This window comes from Salipiger aestuarii, assembly GCF_003259905.1.
Taxonomy (GTDB): Bacteria; Pseudomonadota; Alphaproteobacteria; order Rhodobacterales; family Rhodobacteraceae; genus Salipiger; species Salipiger aestuarii.
On the sequence record NZ_QLMG01000015.1, the window covers coordinates 1 to 23,123 of the forward strand.

12 protein-coding genes and 1 pseudogene are annotated in these 23,123 nt (G+C 60.8%); 7 read left to right on the top strand and 6 right to left on the bottom strand.

Annotation, left to right across the window (positions count from 1 at the left end; all coding sequences use genetic code 11):
- Positions 1-166: 166 nt before the first annotated feature.
- A complete protein-coding gene (locus ATI53_RS09730) occupies positions 167-451 on the bottom strand; it encodes a hypothetical protein (protein ID WP_009504617.1) in 285 nt (94 codons plus the stop codon).
- A gap of 669 nt (positions 452-1,120) precedes the next feature.
- On the opposite strand from ATI53_RS09730, the gene ATI53_RS09735 reads away from it, so the two are divergent.
- Together ATI53_RS09735 and ATI53_RS09740 are read left to right on the top strand one after the other, a co-directional pair.
- Positions 1,121-6,619 carry a GEVED domain-containing protein gene (locus ATI53_RS09735; protein ID WP_240778640.1) on the top strand — a complete coding sequence of 1,833 codons (5,499 nt, stop codon included), beginning with the start codon at positions 1,121-1,123 and terminating at the stop codon, positions 6,617-6,619.
- 295 nt (positions 6,620-6,914) lie between these two features.
- Positions 6,915-7,043: pseudogene (locus ATI53_RS09740) on the top strand (transposase domain-containing protein); the annotation flags it as partial.
- Between the two features lie 142 nt (positions 7,044-7,185).
- Here ATI53_RS09740 and ATI53_RS09745 read toward each other — a convergent pair.
- The gene (locus tag ATI53_RS09745; RefSeq protein WP_170134549.1) at positions 7,186-9,765 is read right to left on the bottom strand and encodes a hybrid sensor histidine kinase/response regulator; all 2,580 of its coding nucleotides are present in this window, start codon (positions 9,763-9,765) and stop codon (positions 7,186-7,188) included.
- Positions 9,766-9,791: 26 nt separating this feature from the next.
- A complete protein-coding gene (locus ATI53_RS09750; RefSeq protein ID WP_223870812.1) occupies positions 9,792-10,274 on the bottom strand; it encodes a putative pterin-binding protein in 483 nt (160 codons plus the stop codon).
- 208 nt (positions 10,275-10,482) lie between these two features.
- Here ATI53_RS09750 and ATI53_RS09755 point away from each other — a divergent pair, with 208 nt between their 5' ends.
- The 5 genes from ATI53_RS09755 to ATI53_RS09775 all read left to right on the top strand — a co-directional run bounded on the left by ATI53_RS09755 (position 10,483) and on the right by ATI53_RS09775 (position 21,439).
- A complete protein-coding gene (locus ATI53_RS09755) occupies positions 10,483-11,103 on the top strand; it encodes a response regulator transcription factor (protein ID WP_009504623.1) in 621 nt (206 codons plus the stop codon).
- A 289-nt stretch (positions 11,104-11,392) separates the two neighbouring features.
- Positions 11,393-11,905: a hypothetical protein gene (locus tag ATI53_RS09760; RefSeq protein ID WP_009504624.1), complete on the top strand. Its 513-nt coding sequence runs from the start codon at positions 11,393-11,395 to the stop codon at positions 11,903-11,905.
- Between the two features lie 48 nt (positions 11,906-11,953).
- Positions 11,954-14,650 carry a beta strand repeat-containing protein gene (locus ATI53_RS09765; RefSeq protein ID WP_240778641.1) on the top strand — a complete coding sequence of 899 codons (2,697 nt, stop codon included), beginning with the start codon at positions 11,954-11,956 and terminating at the stop codon, positions 14,648-14,650.
- A 103-nt stretch (positions 14,651-14,753) separates the two neighbouring features.
- Positions 14,754-20,507 (top strand): DUF11 domain-containing protein, encoded by a 5,754-nt coding sequence (locus tag ATI53_RS09770; RefSeq protein ID WP_205912165.1) that lies wholly within the window; start codon positions 14,754-14,756, stop codon positions 20,505-20,507.
- A gap of 314 nt (positions 20,508-20,821) precedes the next feature.
- Positions 20,822-21,439 (top strand): lysozyme family protein, encoded by a 618-nt coding sequence (locus ATI53_RS09775; RefSeq protein ID WP_170134550.1) that lies wholly within the window; start codon positions 20,822-20,824, stop codon positions 21,437-21,439.
- Between the two features lie 105 nt (positions 21,440-21,544).
- Here ATI53_RS09775 and ATI53_RS23870 read toward each other — a convergent pair whose 3' ends face one another.
- From ATI53_RS23870 to ATI53_RS09790, 3 genes are all read right to left on the bottom strand, one after another.
- Positions 21,545-21,757, bottom strand: a complete 213-nt coding sequence (locus tag ATI53_RS23870; protein WP_111550306.1) for a hypothetical protein — start codon at positions 21,755-21,757, stop codon at positions 21,545-21,547.
- A 172-nt stretch (positions 21,758-21,929) separates the two neighbouring features.
- Positions 21,930-22,859, bottom strand: coding sequence for a hypothetical protein (locus tag ATI53_RS09785; RefSeq protein WP_111550307.1), 930 nt, complete (start codon positions 22,857-22,859; stop codon positions 21,930-21,932).
- Positions 22,856-23,107, bottom strand: a complete 252-nt coding sequence (locus tag ATI53_RS09790; protein ID WP_009504629.1) for a hypothetical protein — start codon at positions 23,105-23,107, stop codon at positions 22,856-22,858. Before ATI53_RS09790 ends, ATI53_RS09785 begins: the two co-directional genes overlap by 4 nt.
- Positions 23,108-23,123: the final 16 nt, after the last annotated feature.

Here is a 23,123-nt window from a genome sequence, read left to right on the forward strand (position 1 = left end):
TCATGAGAGGCCCGCCAGTTCTTGTTCTTGTAGCTGGGGGGTGTCGGACTGCTCATGGCCCCCCAGCTATCACCCTGGATTCAAGAGGTGAATCCCTCACGGGCTTTGTGCAAAAGACCCACGCCACGGGGCAAGCCCGTGGCGTGGGTTTCTTGTATTCAAAGGATCAGAACCGGTCGAAATGTGCCCGTCCGACCATGCCACCCTGCGGGCCATTGTGTTTGGCGCAAGAGGTTCGACGCAGCAACAATTGACGCGCCTCACATGTGTAATGCGCCGCAAGCAGCAGAAACAATGCGACACTGCCGATGAGAGATGCCCAGAGATAGGCCCGAATAATTCCCATCGTCGTCGCCAATATAAAGAATGCGACGATGCTAATCACCACTGCGCACATCAGTCCGAACACAAGAGACGAGGGGCCATGCTCTTCGTAGGTTTCTTCGGGCATTTTTCTGTCCTCTATGCTGACGCAGATTTCGTTCTTTACCTTTTCACGATGTCGTGGCGCGGCGATCCGGAACAGTGAGCAAAAGCGCGCGCCCCGGCTATTTAGGCGCAATCTTTTATCATTTCGCATATCCGTGGCAGAGCGCGGGATGCTCATGGCGCAATATGCCAAAGTATAGCTTTGTAGCCGCATGAAGGGCGAACCTGACTGTCTTACCCGCCGTTTGTGGGCATGGGTCGTGCCATTTTGGAAAGTGGTCGTTCGCGTCACCACAGCCGGTTGCGCAACCCAGTTCCAAGATGACAGAACGAGGTTGGTTCGTTGAAAATATTGTCCTCCAGACACCGCAGTGCAGGATTGATGCTGGCACTTTCGCTGGCGCTGCCTGCGTTTCCTGCCCAGCTTCAAGCGGGTGATTTCGCACTTGATCTCAGCACCTTTGATTGGCCCGAAGGGAATAGAGGGCCGTTGGTGCGGACCCTGCGCGACCAATACGGTTTTGAGGTCGACGGAACCGTCACGATAACCGGTGGTTCCAATGCGCCCTTAAATACCTCAGAGGGAACGGTGACCCCGCCCGATGACGTGACGCTCTTCGGCGGCAGCAGGGAGTCTTTGTTGGTCACTGGCGACGCCCCAGCCAATACAGGCCGACGCGGTGATGATCGCGTGATTGCAACTGTTTCGGCGAGTTCGGGCGGCAATGCCGTTCTGCTCGACAACCTGATCGTCGACATTGTGGATGTGGGCGCGACCGACGGTGATACTACCAGCGACCGATGTGATTTCATCACCGGCTTCGGGAACAATGGCAATCCGACCATTGCCGCGCTGGGGGCAACGCCGTCGGTGGTGGTCGGTCCAGGAGTCGGTTCCGGAAACACCGGGGTGCTGTTGCCCAACGAAGCACAGTGTATTTACGCTCTTGGACCTGCGCAGGCAACGACATCCCTCAACGACGACAACGGTACCATTCGTCTGAGTTATCCCAATGACACCTCGCAGATCGAGATCTGGTACGATGAAAGCATCGGTGAAGTGCGCAATCCCGGCGGGTCCTACGATCCCACCCTTCGCGGCGTCGGGTTGTTCAGCACCGTGGAATTCAGCACCGACCAGAGCATTTCCCTGACCCGCTTCACCTCGCCAACCACGGTGACCCAGGGGCAGACTGTGACCTTCAACTATACCGTGACCAACAATGGCGAATTGCCGTTCAACACCAGTCAGGACATGGTGATCGAGGATGATTTGGTCGGCACGGTCAGCTGCCCGGCGATCACCACGCCGCTGGCGCCCGGTGGCACCGTGACCTGTACCGCCAATTACACCATTTCTGCTGCGGATGTGCTTACCGGTGGCATCGACAGCACTGCCACCGCCGGGATCGGCACCATTGGCCAGCCTTTCGCGACGCGGCTGCAATCCAACACCGCCAATGTCAGCAACTTGACCAATATTTTGGTTGGCGATCCGGGGCCGCAGACCTGTACCGCGGAACGTCTCTTTGACAAGCCACGCACGCAGTTGGCCGGGCCAGGCAGTGCCTCGTCGGTGACCACGGACGATATCTTCGTGTATGACAATGTCTTCAATGATATCAACGGAAACAACGTCGATATTGTTCTGCAGTTGACGTCGATCGATACGGGGGCGCCGCCTCTTCTGTCGGATGTTTCTCTTCAGGCGACGATGTTTCCAGACCGCGACAATTTCCTGACCTATCGTGTGCGTCTGGTGCAGGATGGCTCGGCGACACCCACAGACCCCTACGGAACTCCGATCGATCAAAGCAGTATCAACGGCGTGATTATTCAGCAGCTTGACGTCGACAGCCGTAACGACACCGACGACAGTTCGGACGTGGTCGGCCCGCTTTTGGCACCTGATGCGGTCTATTACTTCAATACGGCTCCCCTGCCGGGCTTTCCTTCAGGCGGTCAGCCCATCGCCATGGATCCGAGTGTCGCGGGCGATCCCAGCAATTGGTTCGACGAACCGAACGGCTTTGAATTCGGCTACTATGCGACCTATGAATACTCCTCCTTCGTCGAGGGGGAGTTCATCCACGGCTACACCGGGACGTCGGCAATCGGCAACACACGCGCGTCAGCGTTCCGGATCTGTGCGATTGTCAATGTTTCCCCCACCGTGGTGGCCGAAGATGACGATTACACCGCCTCGCCGCTGAACACGTTGCTTGGGGGCACTGCGGGCGATGTTCTGGCGAATGACACGGTCAACGGGCTGCCCGCCGCTTTCCCCACCGCCACGCTGGAGGTGATCACGGCGGCCACGCCGCCGAACACCGGCGATCCGGTGCCGGTTCTGGAAACCGCCGGGGCCGATGCCGGACGGGTCGTGGTTCCGGCGGGGGTGCCTGCGGGGGTCTATGAAATCGAATACGAACTTTGCGACAGTCTGGATGCGGGTCAATGCGACCGCGCCAAGGTGTCCGTGGCCGTTTTCGAAGGGCTGGGCGTCGATTTCGGCGATGCGCCGCTGCCGTATCTGCCCGCGACCCATGGGGTCCCCACGGTGCCCACGGTTTACCTGGGCGCGGTGCCCCCGGATGTCGAAGCGATCAACCAAGCCGATGCGACCGCCACCGGAGATGACCTTGTGGGTGTCGATGACGAAGACGCGGTTGTCTTGCCCGTCTTGACCCAAGGGGTGAACAGCACGCTGGACGTGCCGGTGACCGGCGACGGCTATTTGCAGGCCTGGATCGATTTCAACGGTGATGGCGTGTTCGAGGGAACCCGGCGCGAAAACATCGCCAGAGACCTGCGCGATGACGGAACCGGCGATGATGCCGTGGCCGGAGACGGGGTCATCCAAGTGGATGTCGAGGTACCAACGAACGCCACGACTTCACTGACCTTTGCCCGCTTCCGCTACGCCAGCCTTCAGGGCACCCTGGTTGCTGGTCTGGCGGTGGACGGCGAGGTCGAAGACTATTCGCTGGTCATCGCGGCGGCGGATCTGGTGGACCGGGGCGATGCGCCGGAAAGCTATGGCGATCCGCGCCATATCGTCGTGCCCTCGATCTATCTTGGGGCAGGATTGCCCGACACCGAGCCCAGTACATCGCATAGCGACGATGCCCAGGGCGATGACCTGTCAGGCAATGATGACGAAGATTCCATCGCGGAATTCCCGGTGTTGGAGGCCGGGACGACCGTGTCCTTGACCGTGCAGACCCATGAAACATTGTCCATTCCGTATGATCTGGGTCTTCCGGTTCTGATACCTGGCATCACCAACCTTCAGGTCTGGATCGACTGGGACCAGAACGGCAGCTTCGACGTGGGCGAACAGGTTGCCACCGATTACCGCGATGGCGGCACGGGGGACACGGACGGGGTGTTCAACAACCAGATCAGCCTGAACATTCCGGTGCCGAACACGATCAGAAGCGGAGTGACCTATGCCCGCGTGCGGTGGTCCACCACCAGCGCGGTGGCCATAGATCCCTTCGATGGGCTGAATTTCGACGGAGAGGTCGAAGATTACCAGGTGCTTCTGTCGGCGGGGGCTGTGCCCTTTGTCTGCAATGGCACATTGTACCGCGTGGTCAGCAGAAGTTCCCAGTTGCAAGAGCTGGTGTTCAGTGAAAACGGATCGGGCGGCTACAGCATCGCGGATGCGAATGTCGGCTCCCCCGCCGGAGCCAACTACAACGCCGCCTGGGGCTACAACGCGCTGGACGGACTGTTTTATGGCGTGAGACTCGGCACACGCAACCTTGTTCGGCTGGATTCCAGGGGCAATTTCAGCGTGATCGCGACCATTCCCGCGACCGCCTCGGTCGGGAGCAACGCCGGTGACATCATGGACAACGGCGTAATGATATACCGGACCAATGCAGGCGGCGCCTTTCAACTGCTTGACCTGAGCGACCCGTTCAACCCGTCGGATCTTGGGCAAATCAGCTACTCAGGAACGTTGACCGTGGCGGATTTCGCCTTCAATCCCAACGATGGCTTCTTCTATGGCATCAATTCCGCCACCAACCGGTTGTTCTATTTCGATCCGAACGGCGGAACAGCAGGCAGCACAGATATCGTCGAATTCGGTCCCGCGACCTTTACCTCAAGCTATGGCGCGGTCTGGTTCGACCTCTCGGGGCGGTTTTATATCAACGAGAACAGTGCAAACGACGTGTTCGAAGTCGACGTCGGTTTTGAGGGAGATGGGGATGGTGCCACGGCACTGATCGACACGCTCAGCCTGTCGACCCAAAACCGGGTCGATGCGGCCGCTTGCCCGTCCGCCTATGGCCCGCTGCCGCCCGAAGGCACGATCCGAGGATTGGTCTATAGCGACAGCAATGCATCCGGGAACCCGGATGGCCCCACGAATGAACCTGGGTTCGCCGGGATCACCGTGTCGGCCTATGACAACAACAACACGCCGAACGACCTGACCGACGACACGCTGGTGGAAACGACGGAAACAGACTCGCAAGGGCGCTATTCGCTCGATGATCTGTCCGCTGTGGTGCTTTACCGGATCGAAGTCGACGAAGCCGACCCCGACCTTCCAGCAGGGGCACAGGCCACGACCGAAAACTCCTATACGTCCGTGCGGGTTTCGGCGGGCAGTGTCTCACGGGGATATGATTTCGGATTTGCCAGCAGCGCGGACCTGTCGCTCGACAAGGTTGCCCGGGATGCGACCGGTACGCCCATCGGGTTGGCCGCCGAGGGCACAGCGATCGACTTCGTGCTGTCGGTGACCAATGACGGGCCCTCCGCAGCCACGGGTGTGCAGGTGCGCGATCTGATCCCGTCGGGGTTCACCTATGTGTCGGACAACGCGTCCGCCCAGTCCGACACCTATGATCCCGGCACCGGTGTCTGGGTGGTTGGCGATGTGGCCAATGGCACGACGGAGACCCTGACCATCCGGGTCACCATGAACGCCACCGGCGAGCATACCAATGACGCCGAGATCATCGCCTCGGACCAGCTCGACCCCGATAGCGACCCGTCGACCGGGGCACTGACCGATGACCTGAGCGACGAGATTGCCGACGACGACGAGGCCAGCGCGACCATAGCTTTTGACGGCACCGGTGCAACGCTGGCGGGCGTGGTCTTCCTTGACAATGGCGCCGGCGCCGGCACCGCCTATGATGGCCAGCAAGCGGCGGAAGAGCTGGGTACGGGTGCGGCAAAGATCGAGATTTTCGACAGCACCGGCACGCTGGTGGGCAGCCCTGTGGTGGCCGCCGATGGCACATGGACGCTGACGCTGCCCGAGGGCTATCTTGATCGGGTCACCGTCACCGTGACCCCGGCGAACGGCTACAGGGTGGTGTCCGAGGACCCGCGCAGCCCGCCGGGGCTAGACAATCCCGATCCGCTGGACGGCAGCTACAGCTTCCAGCCGGGACAGCGCGCCGATTACACGGATCTGCGTTTTGGTCTGGTCGAAGCCGCGCGCCTGAGCGACAGTCAGCAAGCCGCGACACGGGCCGGGCAGGTGGTTCAGCTGCGCCACGAATATATCGCGGCTGCTGACGGCACGGTGCAGTTCTCGACCGCACTGATCGAGGAAACCACCCCGGGGCTCTACGCCGTGTCCCTGTTTTACGACACGGCCTGTGACGGCACTGCGGTCGCGGCGGTGGATGGGCCAGCCACGGTGATTGCGGCCACGAGGATCTGTCTTGTGGCTCGGGTTACCGCCTCGGCGGCGGCAGCGCCGGGATCGTCCATTGCCTTCGATGTACTGGCTGATACCAGCTATGGTGCCACCGGCCTGACTGAACAGCTCAGCAATACCGACGTGGTGCGGGTCGAAGGTGAAAGCGGGCGGCTGGAGTTGACCAAAACCGTGCGCAACCTGACCCAAGGCACCCCCGAGGGCGTAAGCAACGGTGCCACGGTGGGCGATGTCCTGGAGTACCGCATCTATCTGGTCAATCCTGGGAACCTGCCTGCAACGCAGGTCGTGATCCACGATCGTACCCCGCCCTATACCGAACTGGCCGCAGCTATTCCCAGCCCCGTGAACGTGGGCGACGGAATGACGTGCAGTGTGGCAGAGTCTGCCTCGAACGGGGCCGGCTATGCTGGTCCGCTGCGCTGGGAGTGCACGGGGACCCATGCGCCTGGCGCAACGGGATCTGTGGCGTTTCAGGTGTCAATCGCTCCCTGACCACGCGCCTGTCAAAGCTTTCAAAGGGTCGCCCTGCAAGGGGCGGCCCTTTTTTGTGGATGTAAGCGACACTGCAGATGACAGGCGGCGGCCGCGCAAGGTGTCAGTCGGGGTTGGAACAGAAACGCAAAAAGCTACCCTTCCTGAAGGAAGGGCAGCCAGGGGCAAGGTCCGTGAGTGGTGCGAGACCGGCAAGGGGGCCGGACTGATCTCGCGGCTTGCCCGATCCGAAGGTAAGCGTCCGGCGTCGCTGCACTGCCTCGGGTAGAGGGTGATCGACAGTGTCGATCATGGGATAAACGACATCGACCCGCAAGCTTGGCTCGCCGACGTCCTCGACAAGCTTCCCAACACAACGGCTTCACGGGTGCCGGACCTTCTGCCATGGAATTGGCAGACATCGCAGCGCCAACTCGCTGCATGACCGCGGCCTACGCCGGATGCTTACAAACCACCCGGCCTGACCGGACGCTTACATTCGAAGCAGAGAGAGGGTTGCTTCGGCGTGTAGGATCACAATACCCGCGCCATGACCGGTTTCGCAGCCGTGACAACGGATAGGACGACTATTCGGCGGTATTGTACGCTGCCGGGTTGGCCAGCACCTGATCCCAGGCATTGCAGAGACGGTCATAGGCGTCATCAAAGCCGGCCATCAGAAGATCAATCTTGTCCATGTCTTTGTGGACACAGCCCTGTTCAAGATCACGCAAAAGCCGAAACAGCTGAATGGAACCCACCATTCCCGAGGTTCCAGCCAAGGCATGCGCCGCGGTCTTCAGCTGGTTCAGGTCGGCACTGGCATGGGCGGTCTTCATCTCCAGCCCGAGGCCGTCCGCATTATCCTTGAAATCGTTCAAATATGCGGTCAACTCCTCAGGTCCCAGGAAACTCTGCAGGTCCGAGACCTGATTATGATCCAGAACACCACTTGGCCCGACGGGAGCAGCGACATCAAACCCACCTTCGGCATTCGTGTAATCCTTGTCGATACATTCGATCAGGGCTTTGCGATTGACCGGCTTCATCAGGTATCCGGACATGCCGGCCTTGCGAAAACGCTCCAGCTCTTGCGGCAGAGCGTGTGCGGTGAATGCCACGATCGGCGTATCCCGGTTCGGGCTGTTCCCCGCGCGAATGCTGCGGGTCGCCTGGGTACCACTCATGTCGGGCATGGAGATGTCCATCAGGATCAGATCGAAAGCCTGTTGTGATGCCAGCCGGATTGCAGCCTCTCCGCCCTCGGCCAATATGACATTCTGTCCTGCAAGGGTCAGCATCTTTTCCATCACGCTGCGATTGACCTTGTTGTCGTCGACCACAAGGATGCACTTGGGCGTCATTATGACAGGCCCCGATTTCAGTGAATCCTCGCCTTGCGCGAATTTCGCGTCCAGGTCGGCCTCGGTCATGGGCAGATCCAGAGTGAAGGTGGTGCCTTCTCCTATTTCCGACATGCAATTTATGCTTCCGCCCAGACGCTTGGTGAATCGGCGCACGATACCCAAGCCAAGTCCGGTGCCGCCGGTACGACGCTCGTACCGGTTGTCGAGCGACACAAAATCGTCGAAAATCCGATCTCTGTCAGCTGGCGCAATGCCGATCCCGGTGTCGCTGACCTCGAGGCGTAAAGTCCCTTGGCCCGGAAGAACCTCCGAGGGAGTGTAGCGGGCAAACAGCGATACCGCCCCTTCCGGGGAAAACTTGATCGCGTTGCTCAGCAAGTTGATCAGGATCTGCTGTAGAGCCCGTGGGGCTGTCAAGAATTGGCGATCTTTCAGCCCTTTCTTTTCCAGATCGAGCGTTACAGACCGTTCTTTTGCCATCGGTTCGAGCATGCGTACCATGTTCGAGGCAAGGGAGCAGATGTCGCAAACCTGCTGTTCCAGCTCTCTCGCATCCTCACTGCGTTCGATGGCGAGAACGTCATTGATATGCGACAGTAAAATATCTCCTGAGAACAGTGCTGTATCCAGGTGTTCTCGCTGCTCGACGCTCAGGGAGCCTTCTTCGAGGAGGTAAAGAGAGGAGAGGACGCCATTCAATGGCGTGCGCATTTCGTGGCTCATCATGGCAAAGAAGCGTGAACGCTCCTTGGCGGCCGCAATCGCTTCATCGCGGGCCTTTGTCAGCTCCGCCTCGTGGTGCTTTTCCTTGGTAAGATCCCGGCAGAAGGAAATGAAGATCGGCCCCCGCAGCATCTGGGCAGTGGTGATCTGTGTCTGGGCTGGAAATACCATGCCATTCGCACGCATCATGCGGAATTCATGCGTGCCGCTATCTGAAAAGGTCGTCTCCCTGGACGCATGGTAACGGGCCATGCTTTGTTCGACGGCCTCACGCTCTTCGGCGGGCAGAAGCAGGCCAGGCATGTAGCGTCCAATAATCTCATCTTTGCGATAACCGAAGATCGCTTCGGCCCCGGCGTTGAAATCGATCACGTTGCCATCTTTGTCGGACACCACAATACCGCCGATCGCCCCGTCCAGGGTGGCCTGCAGCTGGCGGCGCTTTTCTTCAGCCTGGATGGAGGCACGTCGCTGCTCGGCGGTGCGCTTTTGCAGGAAAAAGATTGTCGCGACGATCACCACGGCGCTCAGGGCGATCAGAATCATCATCACCTCTAGAAGGTAGACAACTCTTTGCCGCTGCAGGGCTTGTATCTCGGTTGCCCCTTGAATGGCGCCAAGCGCGATACTTCGGCTGGATTCCTGCTGCTCAAGGAGGACTTTCTGAAAGTCCGGAAGCGTCTCAACGAGACGCGAATCCGGCCCGTCAATCACCGGGATATAGCTGTCCAGGCTTTGTTGCATGGCCCTGAGGTTAGCGAGGGCTTCGTGGGTCAGCGCCTCATTTTTGAAAACCGACAGGCGACTGTAGAGCACGTCGAAGCGTTTGCGCACCGCGTCCAGATCGGGCGCGTCTGTAGCAGTCGCGTCCCTGAGGGTGATGAGCAGTTTGAGATATTCCACCTCGACTTGGGAGGCCCGCCAGCTGAGTTGATCGCCTTGGGCCACCCCCATGACGCGCAGATTGTCACGCACGACAAAGGATAAGCCGAGGATGAAGGCCAGCGCCAGAATGGCAAACCCGGTCAAGACAAAACGATTCTTGTCTGTCTCAGTACCTGTATCGGCTCGTGTCATATACGCTCCGATATCGCTCCCTCTCATCATTTAACACTTAAGCGATCCATCTGCCATATTGAACGTGAATATATGACCTCTGACTGCAATTCCGGATGACTGTCATAGGGGTAGACGAGCCATAACGGCCCCTTGTCGCGACGCGACATCGCCCCACCATTTTGATGATAGGCAATGATCGGAGCGGTTTCAGTGATCTCGTCAACCGGGATATCAACGGCATAATCATTGATCGCCTGGGCGCTGACCGTGCCTTCGGTAACGCCCAGTTCATCCAGCACCGCTGCCAAGGGAACACCCTCGAAACTTTGCGTGCCTTCGGTCCAGATGGTTTTGGTCTCGAAGCGTTCAACAGGCAGGGCCTGCAGCTCTGTCATCGTGAAGCTGCGGGTGACGTCATTGACGGTTGTGGTCAACATCACGTCACTGTCAGCCACGGCAAGCGTTGTCATGGTCATGACAGCCAGTCCTGCGGCAGGGAAAAGAAGGCGCATCTTTTGTTCTCTCATGTTTTGGATATCTTGGAAGCAACTTAGCCGCAATCACTCGTATTTGCGCGTCCTCTTAAGAATAAGGTCCTATTCGGAAGTATAGTTTGCCGCTAAAATCTGCTTGGAAGTGCTTGGCACGGCATGAGGTTTAGGACAAGTTTCATTGAGGGGCAGGATCTGAATGCTGTCTGCATCAATAAATCACAAAGAACGGATTGGACTGGGTATGTCTCTCAGAGTGCTGTTTGCCGACGATCACGACATGGTTCGCGACACTTTCAGGATGTATCTTGAAACCAACGGTACGGCTCAGGCGATCACCGCCGGATCTTTGGACGAGGCGCTGAAGCTGATGCGTCAGAAGGGGCCCTTCGATCTGGTGCTGCTGGATTACACGATGCCCGGAATGAAGGGCCTTGAAGGGCTCAAGCTTGCGCTGGCGGCCAGCGGTGGCAATCCGGTCGGCATCATTTCGGGGACCGGCACGCGCCTGATCGCGCAACAGGCGCTTGATATGGGCGCGGCCGGGTTCCTTCCGAAATCCATGCCTGCCAAGACACTTGTGAACGCGGTCAAGTTCATGGCCATGGGCGAAGTCTATGCGCCGGTGGATTTCATGTCGGGCAAGGACGATCCTGACCAGACGGATTTCGAAAAGGATCTGTCGGATCGCGAAAAGCAGGTGCTGCGCGGCCTGCTGGGGGCCAAGTCCAACAAGGAAATCGCGATCGGGCTGGACCTGCAAGAGGTGACGATCAAGCTTCACGTCAAGACGCTGTGCCGCAAGATCGGTGCCAAGAATCGGACCGAGGCCGCGATCATGGCCCGCGACGCAGGCTTTGTCTGACCTGTAGCGAAGGCTTTCATTTTTGATATTTTCGATGACAGGGCCGGCAGTTGCGCCGGTCCTTTTTCGTTTATGCGCGGCCGGCGTGATGCGTTGGATCAGTTTGGCGTCCCGACCAGAGTAGACCGCCTATACCGAAGGTTAGCGTTCTGACTTTGAGCAGTATCGTTTAACCCTTCCTCTCTCCCATTTCGACTTCCCTTTCGAGGCATTCCGGTGAGGCACCGCGGGTCACAAGACCGCTGTGCATCAACCGCCGGTCCAGCCCCGGCCTTTAAGGGAAACACACATGTCTTATTCCATCGCACGTGTCAGTCAGGCCGTGGTCGCCGGTCTGACACTTAGCCTGGCCGCGACAGCTGTCTCGGCGGATGCGCTTGAAAGCACCTTCTCCTACAGCATCGTCGAAAGCGACGCCGCAGGCGGGGAGGCTCTGGTCGAACGCTCGTCGGTCAAGCCCGGCGAAATCATTCATTATCAGCTTCGTCACGAGAACAAGACCGATGGCGAAATGGCCGGCCTGGTGATTGCCGCCCCGGTGCCCGAGGGCGTGTCGATCACCTTGGGCAGCGAGCAAAGCTCGATCCCCGCCGTCTTTGAGGTGCAGGCCGAGATGGACCCCGAAAACGAAGGCCTCGAATGGTCGTCCCTTCCTGCGGTTCGCATGATCGTGGACGCCGATGGCGCGCTTGTCGAAGAACCGCTTCCCGAAAGCGAGATCGTCGCCGTGCGCTGGAGCCTCTCCGAAGCGCTCGAAGCCGGAGAGTCCGCCCTCAACACCTATCGCGTTCGCGTGAACTGAGCCGGGCCTGACGCCCTTTCCTAAAGACCTGACATAAGGAATATTTCCGTGAGTTATCATTCAAAGATCCTGCGCTCGGCGAGCGCAGCGGCCATCCTGGTCTCGATCGGAGCGACCCAAACCCTGGCCCAGGCTGCTCCGCCGCCTCCGCCGGCGACACCTGCAACTAGCAACGCACCCGCAGCCGGGTCGGTTATCGGCAACCAGGCTGTTGCCACCTACCTCAATTCCGCTGGTGACACGATCACCGTGACCTCGAACACCGTGGAAACCGTGGTTCAGCAGGTCGCGGGTGTGACGCTGAGCTCGGACAACACCGAGAACGTCGCGCCGGGCGGCAAGGCGTTCCTTCCGCATATCATCACCAACGACGGTAACGGCCCGGATGGCTTCGATCTCAGCGCGGCCGAAGACGATGCCGGCGCGCTCGAGACCTCGCAGCTGGTGTTCTACCCGGATGCCAACATGGATGGTGTCGCCGACAGCGCCACGCCGCTGATCGAAACCCCGGTTCTGGCCCCCGGCGAGCAATTCGGTGTGGTGATCGAGGCCACCGTGCCGTCGACCAACGCCGCAGGGGCCACCGACACGATCACCGTGACCACTACATCGCAGCTGGACGGCACGGTCGTCGACACCAACACCGATACCCTGACCGTATCGAACGACGCCATCGTCGAACTGGTCAAATCCATGGTCGCCGACGCCTCTTCAGCCGGTGATCCCAACATCATCGACGCGGGCGACACCGTCACCATCACGCTGACCTACTCCAGCACCGGTCTGGCCGCAGCCAATAACTACGTCGTGCAGGACGTTCTGGACGGTAACTTGTCCTATGTGAAGGGATCAGCGCGCTGGTCGGACGCGGCAGCTCCACTGGACGATGATAATGCCTCAACCCTCGCCGACGGCACCAACGGGTCTGGCGAAACCATCGCATGGGATCATGATGATGGCCAGACGATCAACTTCAGCCTCTCTTCGGTCAGGTCGGGCCGCTCGGGCAGCGTGACATTCCAAGCCGTTATTGCGGACACCGCCAACGCCGGCATCGTCTACAATACGGCGACCACCGCTCTGAACGGGTTCGTTTCTCCGCCGTCCAACACCGCATCGATCACCGTCGACAACCAGTATTCGGTGTCGATCGCCGACACTGCGATCAATGCGGATGGCACGGCCAACGGGGCGACCACCTCGGCCACCGATGACGACGCCGCGCAGAACGACGTCGTGACCGAAACCGGGGACGTGTTCCAGGGCGCGACGATCCGTCAGGAATTCGTGCTGACCAACAACTCGAACGAAGCTGACAGCCTGTCGGTTGATTTTGCCAATGTCGATTATCCTGCCGGCACCACCTTCCGCATCGTGGGCGCCGACGGCATCACCCCGGTGATCGGCTCGGTTGGCCCGCTTGCCATCGGTGAAAGCACCAAGGTCACGCTGATCGCGACCCTTCCCACGGACGTGGCGCCGACTGCGGCGGGATCGACCAACTATACCGCGACCATGACAGTGACATCGGACGCCTCGGGGGTCACCGACACCTCGACCGCCGAATTCACCGGCGCGGTTCTGGCGGCCTCGGTCGATCTGGAAAACAACGTTGCCGGGTCTGAAGGCGACGGGGCGGCACCCACCAATGGCGGCGCACCCTGGGTCAGCAACGCCACCGATCCCGGCGTACCCACCACCTTTGACATGGTCGTGCAGAACAACGGCCCGGTGTCGGACAGCTACAACCTGACGCTGGCGCAGGCGATCCCCGACGGCTGGACTGTCGAATTCCGCGATGCGAACGGCACGCTGGTCACCAACACCGGCACCATCCCATCGGGTGCGCAGGAAACCATCACGGTCACCATTGTGCCCGCCGATGACGCCCCGGTCGCGGCAACGCCCATCGACATCCAGGTGGCAAGCTCGGTCACTGGTCAAGCTGACCGCATCGTCAACGAGATCACGGTGAACGCGATCTACGACGTGCAGATCCTTGAAGATCAGACCGCACAGGCCTCGCCTGGTGGCATCGTCGACATGCTGCACACCATCACCAACGAAGGCAACTCGGACATCACCGAAGGCGCGATCACCCAGACCGGGCTGACCAACTTCTCCGGTGCCATCTTCTGGGACCAGAACGGCAACGGTGAAATCGATGCAACCGATCCGGTGATCGACAACTTCGACGACCTGACCGACGGCATCGCAGCGGGCACCAACGGTCTGGCGGCGGGTGAGACGATCTCGATCATCTACCGGGTCCAGACGCCCTCGACGGCAACGCCCGGTGTGTCTGAAAGCGGCACGCTCACCTTGGGCACCTCGCTGAACGGCGCCACGGCAACGGATGCGGACACCGCTGACAACGCCAACGAGGACCGCATCGTCATCATCGCGGGCGACGTGACACTGACCAAGTACCAGTACATCGACGCCAATTGTGATGGCACTGCCGGCACCTTCACCAAGACCCGTCAGCCGGTCGAGCCGGGCCAGTGCATCCGCTACATGATCGAAGCTTCCAACACCGGCAGCTTTGAAGCAACGGAAGTGACCATCTCGGACGCGGCCCCTGCCTATACCTCCATCACGAATTGCGGTGGATCGTGCGCCGAAACGCTGTTCCCGGCTGGCAGCACAGCGACGATCACGTCCAGCGCCGTCTCCAGCGACCATGGATCGGTTCTGCCTGGTGGCGTCGCACGGCTCGAATTCACCGTAGAGGTGGACAACTAAGTCCACCCACCTGGCCCCCGCCTGCGGGTGGGGGCCTTTTATCCTCCGCGGTTCCGTTCATTCCCGCGATCCCCCCCCACCGTTATTCCGAGGAGCGAAACTGATGCGCAGTTTCCATCGCTTTGTCGGCAAGGGTGTGGCTCGGTTCCTTGTCATCGCAGCTGCCTCTCTGTGCCTCATGTCCCCGCCCGCGTCTGCCCAGCAGTCCGCCGCCGGGACCATCATCCGCAACATCGCCCAGGTCACCTATTTCGACACCGGTCTGGGCATCCTCGTGACCCTTGACTCCAACGCCGTAGAGGCCCGCGTCAGCGTGGTTCCGGCGCTCGAGGTTTCCGGTCGTGAAACGCTGCTTCTGTCGCGTGGGGCGATTGACCAGTTTCACTTCCGCATTTCCAACACCGGCAATATCGGGCTGGATGTGACCCCGGCCATCGTCACCTCGGGTGACGCCTCCCAGATCCTGAACCCGCGGCTGTTCATCGACCTGAATGGCAATGGCATGGTGGATGCGAACGACCCCGAAGTGTCGGGCGACGACAGTTTCGCCATCTCCGCCGGGCAGGACGCCCAACTGATCTATACCTTCCAGGTCGCCTCTGGCGCGCAGCCGGGTGACAGTTTTGACGTGACGCTGACAGCCACGGGCCAGCCCCGTCTTGAGACCGACGAAGACGCGGCGCCCGCCATCGGCACCGGCACCGGGCGCGCCGAAATCGTGTCGGCCACGCTTGAGATCGAAAAATTCCAGGCCACGCAGCCCGGTGATGCCCTGACGCGTGTGCTGTACGATCTGCGCCTGCGCAACAACTCGGACGCGCCTGTCGCCGGATATTCCGCCATCGACGGCACACCATTGCGCATCGATGGTGTGGTCGTGTCCGGTGTGCTGCTGCGCGACGACGTCCCCCTGAATGCCCGTCTGGAATGGATCGACGCGGCCGCCGGCATGACCGCGCTGTACCATCGTTCGGGCGACGCCCAGCATGACTACGTCAGCACCATGCCCGACGAGGCCTCCGAAATCGATGCCGTCGCCTTTTTCCTTGCCGGCGATTTCCCGGTAGGCTGGTCGGCCGACGTTGGTTTCAGCGTTGCCATCGACGAGGCGCTTGGGGCGGTCGAGGTGGAAAACACCGCTGTCGGCTTTCTGCCCACCACCCAAGGCGTGTCCCGGCAGTTGTCCAACACCGTGACCGTCGCGCTTGGCACAGGCACCAGCGGTACGCTGAATTTCATCGATCCGGTGACCGGAGTGCAGATCGGGTCCAGCGCGCTGGACAGCAACCTTGTCACGCGGCTGGTGTCCGGGGCATGTAACCTCAGCTCCAGCACCGACACGGTTCAGGTCACGCTGCAAAGCATCCAGACCGGCGACGTGGAAACCACGACGGCGCGGGAAACCGGGCCGAATACCGGGGTTTTCGTGATTGCACCGCTGCCGGTGGCCGAGATGGCATTGGCCCGTCCAGGCGATGGCGTCATGGCATCGAACCGCGGCGACACGGTACAGGCGCAGGCCCGTTGCGGGGTTCAGTCCCTGACCACCAGCTTGATCATCGCGCCGGGAAACTTTGTCTTTGACGCAATCGGCAACGATCCGGTCGAAGGCGTCACCGTTGCGCTCATGGACACGGACACCGGCCTGGAAGAGGCGCGGGTTCTGACCGATGCGCGCGGCTACTTTGCCTTTGGCGACATCGACGCGGGACGCTACAGCTACGACATCATCGACGCACCAGAGTGGAGCTTTCCGACCCTGCGGCTGGATTTCCGCGGTTTCGAGCGCATCATCACCGACGCAGCCTTCGGCGGCAGCTTTGCCCATGCGGGCGGCCTTTTGATGGATTCCGACATCCCGGTCGATCCGTTCTATGGCGCCCCCATTGCGCTGACCAAAGACGCAGATCGTGACCGTGTGCTGCAGGGTGAATTCGTGACCTACACGCTGGATCTGACCAACAACATGCGTCAGGCGCTGGTGGGGGCGCAAATCTTTGACCGCCCGGCCTATGGCATGACCCTCGTCAGCGGGTCGGTGACGTTAGAGGGCGACGAGATCAAAGACCCCGAGCGTGACGATCATGGCGATCTGCTGTTTGATCTGGGCAACATCGCGCCGCTGGACAACGCAGAACTAAGCTACGTCATGTCCGTGGGGGCCGCCGCACGCGAAGGCGATCTGGAAAACACAGCACTGCTGTCGGGTCGTCAGGCAGGCACGGGCACAGCGTTGCAGTCGGCACCGGCACGCGCCACGGTGCGGCTGGACAATTCCGGCGGGGTTTTCGCCCGGCAGGGAACGATCCTTGGCACCGTCTTCATGGATTGCGACGCAAACGGCATTCAGGACGACTGGCGCGAACCGGGCATCCCCGGCGTGCGCATCGTCACCCAAGAGGGGCTGTTCGTGGTCACGGATCACAATGGCAAGTATTCCATGCCCGGGATGCGCCCGATCACCCATGCCTTTCAGGTGCAGGCCGCAACCCTGCCGACAGGCACGCAAGTCACCGTGACGCGGACCAACGACCTGCGCCGGGGGGGATCGCGCATCGTGCCACTGCGCCGCGGCGAACTGCGCACCGAAAACTTCGCAGTACAAGCCTGCACCCCCGAGGCGATGGCCGAGATCACCGCCCGTCAGGATCATTTCGAGGCCAACGCCGGCCCGGACACGCTGCGCGCTTCTGACATGCCCATCGAAGGAGCACGCAACCCGCAGCGGTCCATCCGCACCGAGGCCGGGGTGGCGACGACCACGCAGCTGACGCCTTCGATGCTGATGTCCGCCCCCGAAGCTGTCGAAGACGCTTTGTCTCGTCCGGCCCTGGCGGCCAAGGCGCGCGCCACGCGTCGCCCTCTTGAGGCGCTGGTGAAAACGCTGGATCCCGATCCCGGTTTTCTTGACTTTGCGGATGGCGAAACCCTGAGCCGCCGCACCCAAAACATCCGGATCAAGGGGAAGGCCGACCTGACGCTGAGGCTGTTGCTCAATGGGCGTGCCGTTGGCGCCGACCGCGTCGGGGAACAAACCACATGGGCCGAACGGAACGTGCAGGCGGCGGAATTCGTCGCGGTAAAACTGCGCCCGGGTAGCAACAGGCTTGTGCTTGTGGGACGTGACGGGTTCGGCATTGAACGGCTGCGCCACGAGATCACGGTCACTGCTCCGGGCGATCCGGCGCGGATCGAAATCATCGCGCCTGCCGAAGCCAGCGCCGACCCCGTAAGCGTGGTGCCCGTGATTGTCCGCATCTTGGACTCGCGCGGCTTGCCGGTGCCGGCCTCGGCCACGGTGACGCTGGGGGGCGACCGTGCCCTGTGGGATGTCACCGACATCCGCCCCGGCACCCCCGGTGTTCAGGCCTATATCGACAATGGCGAGGCCACATTCGGGCTTATCCCGCCGCAGGTTTCCGGCCCTGACCTCATCACCGTCACCAGCGGTTTCGCCAAGGCCGAGGCGCGCATCGCCTTTACCCCGAACCTTGACGAACGCATCATGATCGGCGTCGTCGAAGGCGCGGTGTCGCTGGGGGGCAAGGCCAGCAACGTGCTGCTGCCCAAGGACCAGTTCAGCCACTTCGAGGACACCACCACTGGCCTGCGCGGCGAGCTGTATCTCAAGGGCGCGATCCGGGGCGATGCGCTGCTGACGCTTCGCTACAGCTCCGATCAGGACACCGAAGACCGGCTGTTCCGCGACATCCGGGGCGATGAATACTACCCCATCTATGGCGACAACTCGGAACGCGGCTGGGACGCGCAATCGTCGACCAACCTGTATATCAAGGTGGAAAAGGGACGTTCCTACGTGCTGTATGGCGATATCGCGATCCAGCCTGAATCCTCGGCGTTTCGCCTGGGCGGAATGCGGCGTGTGACCACCGGGGCCAAGGCCCATTGGGAAAACGAGCGGGTGTCCGTAACCGTGTTCGCGGCGCGCACGGCGCAGGAACAGCAAGTGGTGGAATTTGCAGGGCGCGGTGTGTCCGGCCCCTATGATCTGGATCTCGGCGATTATGTCGATGGGTCCGAACGGGTCGAACGGCTGGTGCGCGACGAAGACGGCGGCGACATCCTGTCCACCACCCCACTTCGGCGCGGCACCGACTATGTGCTGGATTTCTTCACCGACACCATCACCTTTGACGACCCGCTGAGCCAGTTCGACGCGGATGGCAATCCGGTGTCGGTGCGCGTCACCTACGAGGTCGAAACCGACGGGGCCGAACGCTACTGGCTGTACGGAGGCGAAGTGAACTACGCGCTGAGCGAGCGCACCACCATCGGCGCGCGCGCGGTTCATGCGGATGCCCCCGTCGGCAACCCCGCCCGCGAGCGGCTGCAATCGGCCTATGTGCGCCATGAGACGCTGCAGGGCGGCCTGTGGGAAGCCGAAATCGCACGGTCCGAGGATTCCGATCAGGTCAGCGACATGGCCGCGCGCCTGTCCTATGGTATCAGCACCGAAACTGATCGTCTGGATTTCGAAGCCATCTACACCGGCTCTGATTTCATGGACGGAGGGCTGGCGCGACCGGGCAGCACACAGGTGCGCCTGTCCTATGGGTTGGACATCGGCACCGAGAACGACCTGGCCTTTTCGGCGGAATATGTGCGCGACCGCGACGAAGATCGCACGCGCATGACGCTGGATGCGATCTATTCGCACCGCTTCTCCGATGGCTTCCGTGGCGAAATCGGGATCGAGCTGGAACGCAGGCAGCACGACGGTGAGCATCATGACCAAGCCGCGCTGATCCTTGGTGCCCAGTGGACGCCGACGCAGCGGCCCGGCGTGTCGGTGCGCAGCCAGCTGCGTCTGCCCATCGCCGGAGAAGACCGCAGTCCCGCCGAACTGACCCTTGGCATGTACCGGGAGGCCAAGCCGGGTTGGCGAGTCCACAACGAAGTCGAGTTCGAATTTGACGACGAGATGGTGATGACCCGCTCACGCTTTGGCATGACATATCAGTTGAACGACTGGCTGTCGGGCACCACCGAGATGACCGAGACATCGGGTGATCGCGAAGAAACCATGATGCAGGGGTTTGGCGCAGTCTGGCAGGTCAACGATCTGACGACCTTGCGCGCGGATATCGAACATTCCCGCGGGGCCCAAACCGGTGCCGACCGGCTGACCAGCGTTGCACTGGGTGCCAAGTGGCACAACACCCCCGAAACCGTGGTGGGCGACGCCGATCTGGATATCACCGTCGAAGAGCAGGGCAACACCTACTACGCCGGGCTTGGCATGGCGGCGCAACTCGATAACGACTGGGCTGTTCTGGGTCGCACCCGCATCGCGATCGACACGCGTGACGGCAAGGACAAACTGCGCGCCCGGACCCGGATCGGGGCATCCTATCGCCCTGTCGAAGATCCGCGTCTGGATGTGCTTGCCTGGTACGAACATCGTCTGGAAAAGCAGTATGGCCGGACCGAAACGCATCTGTGGTCCGTCGATGCCAGCTACGAGGCAAACGCCGATCTTCGCTTGAACGGCAAATATGCCGGCCAGCACCAGCGCGTGTCCGGGGGCAATATCGACGCCTCGACCACCACGCAGCTGTTGCAGGCCGGGGCCTACATGGATTTCGCCGATGACCGGTTCCAGATCGGTCTGAACGCGGCGCACCTGTGGGACAGCCGTGGGGGCAGCACCTCGGGACTGGGGGCCGAACTCGGGTTCTCTCCGGCGGCGGGCACGTTGCTGGCGGTGGGATACAACGCCGTCAACGGCCGCGTGGCCGGGATGGCGGACCTATACCAAGAGGGGTTCTATTTCAGATTCAACCTGCTTCTGGATGACAGCCTGTGGGACAGGCTTGACGGATTTCTCGGCAACTGAGTGAACCAGGTTGCCGGGGAAAGGGCCACACCGCGTAGCGCATCCGCGGTGTGGCCCGATTGATTCTGACTGGCCGCGTGCGCCGGGGCATCTACCGAAGGCGCGCGGCCAGCCTAATAGGGACATCCCCCTATACCTTTGCAGAGCGATCTGACTGTTTGCCCCCCCAAGCCAGAGCCTGCGATTTTTATAGTGCTCGTACTCAAGTGGTTCAGGAGTACGAAGCTATGAAAACAAGGTCTTTGATCTTTGCATTTGGTCTTTTGGGAGTGCCTTTCGCGGGCGTGGCCGAAGGGCAGCAGGCGCAGTTCAGCATGAATGATATCCGCAGTTTCGAAGCGATCAGTTTTGGGCTGGGCGACAAGAGCAGCGCCGCGCCGATCCGCATCGAGATGCCGGTAAAGGCCGCGCCAAAAGCCGTTCGCGACCCGTTCATCGCATCGCGGTCCAGCGATCAGGCGGCACGCCTGCGGGATCTGATTGGCCACGCCGAGGCGGGTCGCGCGGGCTATGACGCGGTACAGCAGGGCGCGCGCATCCGCCCCACCAGACGCCCGACCGAATTGACCGTTGCCCAGATCTTTGGCTGGATCAAAGCCACCCCCAACCAGCCCCATGCGATTGGGCGCTACCAGTTCATTCCGGCAACGCTGCGCGGGCTTGTGCGTCGCGCCGGGGTCAGCCCGCAAGAGCGGTTTTCACCGGCGCTGCAGGATCATCTGGCGAACCTGCTTCTGGACGATGCGGGCTTTGGCGCGTTTGCTGCGGGACAGATGTCTCATCAAAGCTTCATGTACAATCTGGCCGGCATCTGGGCCGGATTGCCGCTGCCATCGGGTCACTCGCGTTATGAGGGCTACGCAGGCAACCGATCGACCATCAGCTGGAACACCTACCGGGCCGAGATCACCAGGATCTTCACGCAACGGTAAACGCGTTTCGCAGGGGAGACCCCCGACGATCCATTCCCAGACCCGTACAGGGCGCCTTGCGCCGCAAACAGGAAGACCTCAAGTCTTCGTGTCTGCGGCGCAAGTTCAGCCAAACAATTCAATTGATCCCTGCACCAAGAGGACTTCTGCAGTGTAATCACCTTCGAACACGACTGTCTTGTTTTCGCCCAGCACCAAGATCAGCTCATCAGCGCTTTCCTGAAAGACCAACGCATCCAAATCATCGATGACATCGGATTCGATCTGCAACGCATCGCGCCCAGGGGTGAAATCGAAGATCAGGTCCTCAAAGGCCATCTCGCCATCGTTTACCAGGATCGCGTCGCGCCCGAACCCTGTCGTGATCGGGTTGGTGCCGCGGCCACCGATGAAAAGATCCGCGCCATGCCCGCCATAACGCTGATCACCGCCGAGGCCGCCGATCGGCTTGTCCTTTGCGTTGCCGCCATGCAGGGTATCGTCCCCCTCGCTACCGCGCAGCCGGTCTGCACCGTGGCCCCCCCTTCAAAAGATCCTGCCCGCGCCCACCGATAAGCGTGTCGTTTCCGACCGCACCGAACACGGTATCATCGCCCTGAAAGGACTTTATTTTCTCGCCTTCGGCAGTGCCGCGAATCCGATCATCATATTCTGTCGGCCCATTTTCCAGGGCATGCCACAGGGCCCTGGCCAAGGCTTCTTCGGAAGTAGATGCAAACGCGGCATCCAGCCCCGGCATAAGCGCTGCAAATCCCGCCGATGGCTCTATTCCGCTCAGGGTGATCTGCATGACGTCCCCGGGTCTCAGGACTGCTTTCATCATGCCGTTGTCGAAAAACTCATCGACTGCCAGGGCCTGCAGTTCAACCTGCGAGTTGTTCGATCCCGGCAACTGCCCCGAGGCAACGCCCAGAACCTGCCCGGTTACCGTCTCGGCGCCGAGAACCAGCCCAGAAACATCCACCTGGGTCGTTTCTACCTGGTCCGAGGTCGAGGTCAGAAACAGAATCAGTTCGCTGTTCCCGTAAAGGGCATGCAGATCCAGATGGGCCAATTCCTGCTCTGTCTCCCGGCTGCCCAGAGAAAAATCGAGCATGGTCTTGCCAAGTAATGCCGATGCCATCATGGCAAACATTTCACCCGCAGGGCCTATTTCGTCATGGCTGCGCCCCATCGAAAGCGCGTTGGGCGAGTTTTGCAGCGACGGCCAGGCATGCGCCACATCGACACCGGCCAGCATGAACTCTTCTACGATCTCAAGCATTTCCTGGGCCTGATAAAGCCCGTAATCCTCGTCGTCATCGAACAAGCCGCTGCTGCCCGAACTGTTCCATTCGGTGATGTAGACATCGAGATCGCCAAAGGATTGTCCCCAGGTATTTTCCATCATCCGCAGCATGAAGCTGCGTTTGCGATTCAACCTCTTGCCCCTTTGGAATAAAGATGGGTCACCACCCCGTCCGGAGCTTCGGCTCCCTCGCCTTCAAAGTACGAAATCATCAAGTCGTTTGAGATCTTTGCCCAGTTCGAGGATCCGTTCGTATCAAGGTCGCTCTCGCTGAGGCCCAAGTCGTATCTGGCATTGAGATCGGCAATGACGGCGCTTCCGGGAACGCCGGCATACTCACTGCTCAACTTGGCGTGGTCGAAGTTCCAGCCCGCTTGCACGACGATGTCAATATCG

Excerpts from the sequence above, each read along its gene's own strand:
- ATI53_RS09730 (WP_009504617.1), bottom strand. The coding sequence starts at position 451 with ATGCCCGAAGAAACCTACGAAGAGCATGGCCCCTCGTCTCTTGTGTTC.
- ATI53_RS09745 (WP_170134549.1), bottom strand. The coding sequence starts at position 9,765 with ATGACACGAGCCGATACAGGTACTGAGACAGACAAGAATCGTTTTGTC.
- ATI53_RS09750 (WP_223870812.1), bottom strand. The coding sequence starts at position 10,274 with ATGAGAGAACAAAAGATGCGCCTTCTTTTCCCTGCCGCAGGACTGGCT.
- ATI53_RS09755 (WP_009504623.1), top strand. The coding sequence starts at position 10,483 with ATGTCTCTCAGAGTGCTGTTTGCCGACGATCACGACATGGTTCGCGAC.
- ATI53_RS09760 (WP_009504624.1), top strand. The coding sequence starts at position 11,393 with ATGTCTTATTCCATCGCACGTGTCAGTCAGGCCGTGGTCGCCGGTCTG.
- ATI53_RS09770 (WP_205912165.1), top strand. The coding sequence starts at position 14,754 with ATGCGCAGTTTCCATCGCTTTGTCGGCAAGGGTGTGGCTCGGTTCCTT.
- ATI53_RS09775 (WP_170134550.1), top strand. The coding sequence starts at position 20,822 with ATGAATGATATCCGCAGTTTCGAAGCGATCAGTTTTGGGCTGGGCGAC.
- ATI53_RS23870 (WP_111550306.1), bottom strand. The coding sequence starts at position 21,757 with ATGGCCTTTGAGGACCTGATCTTCGATTTCACCCCTGGGCGCGATGCG.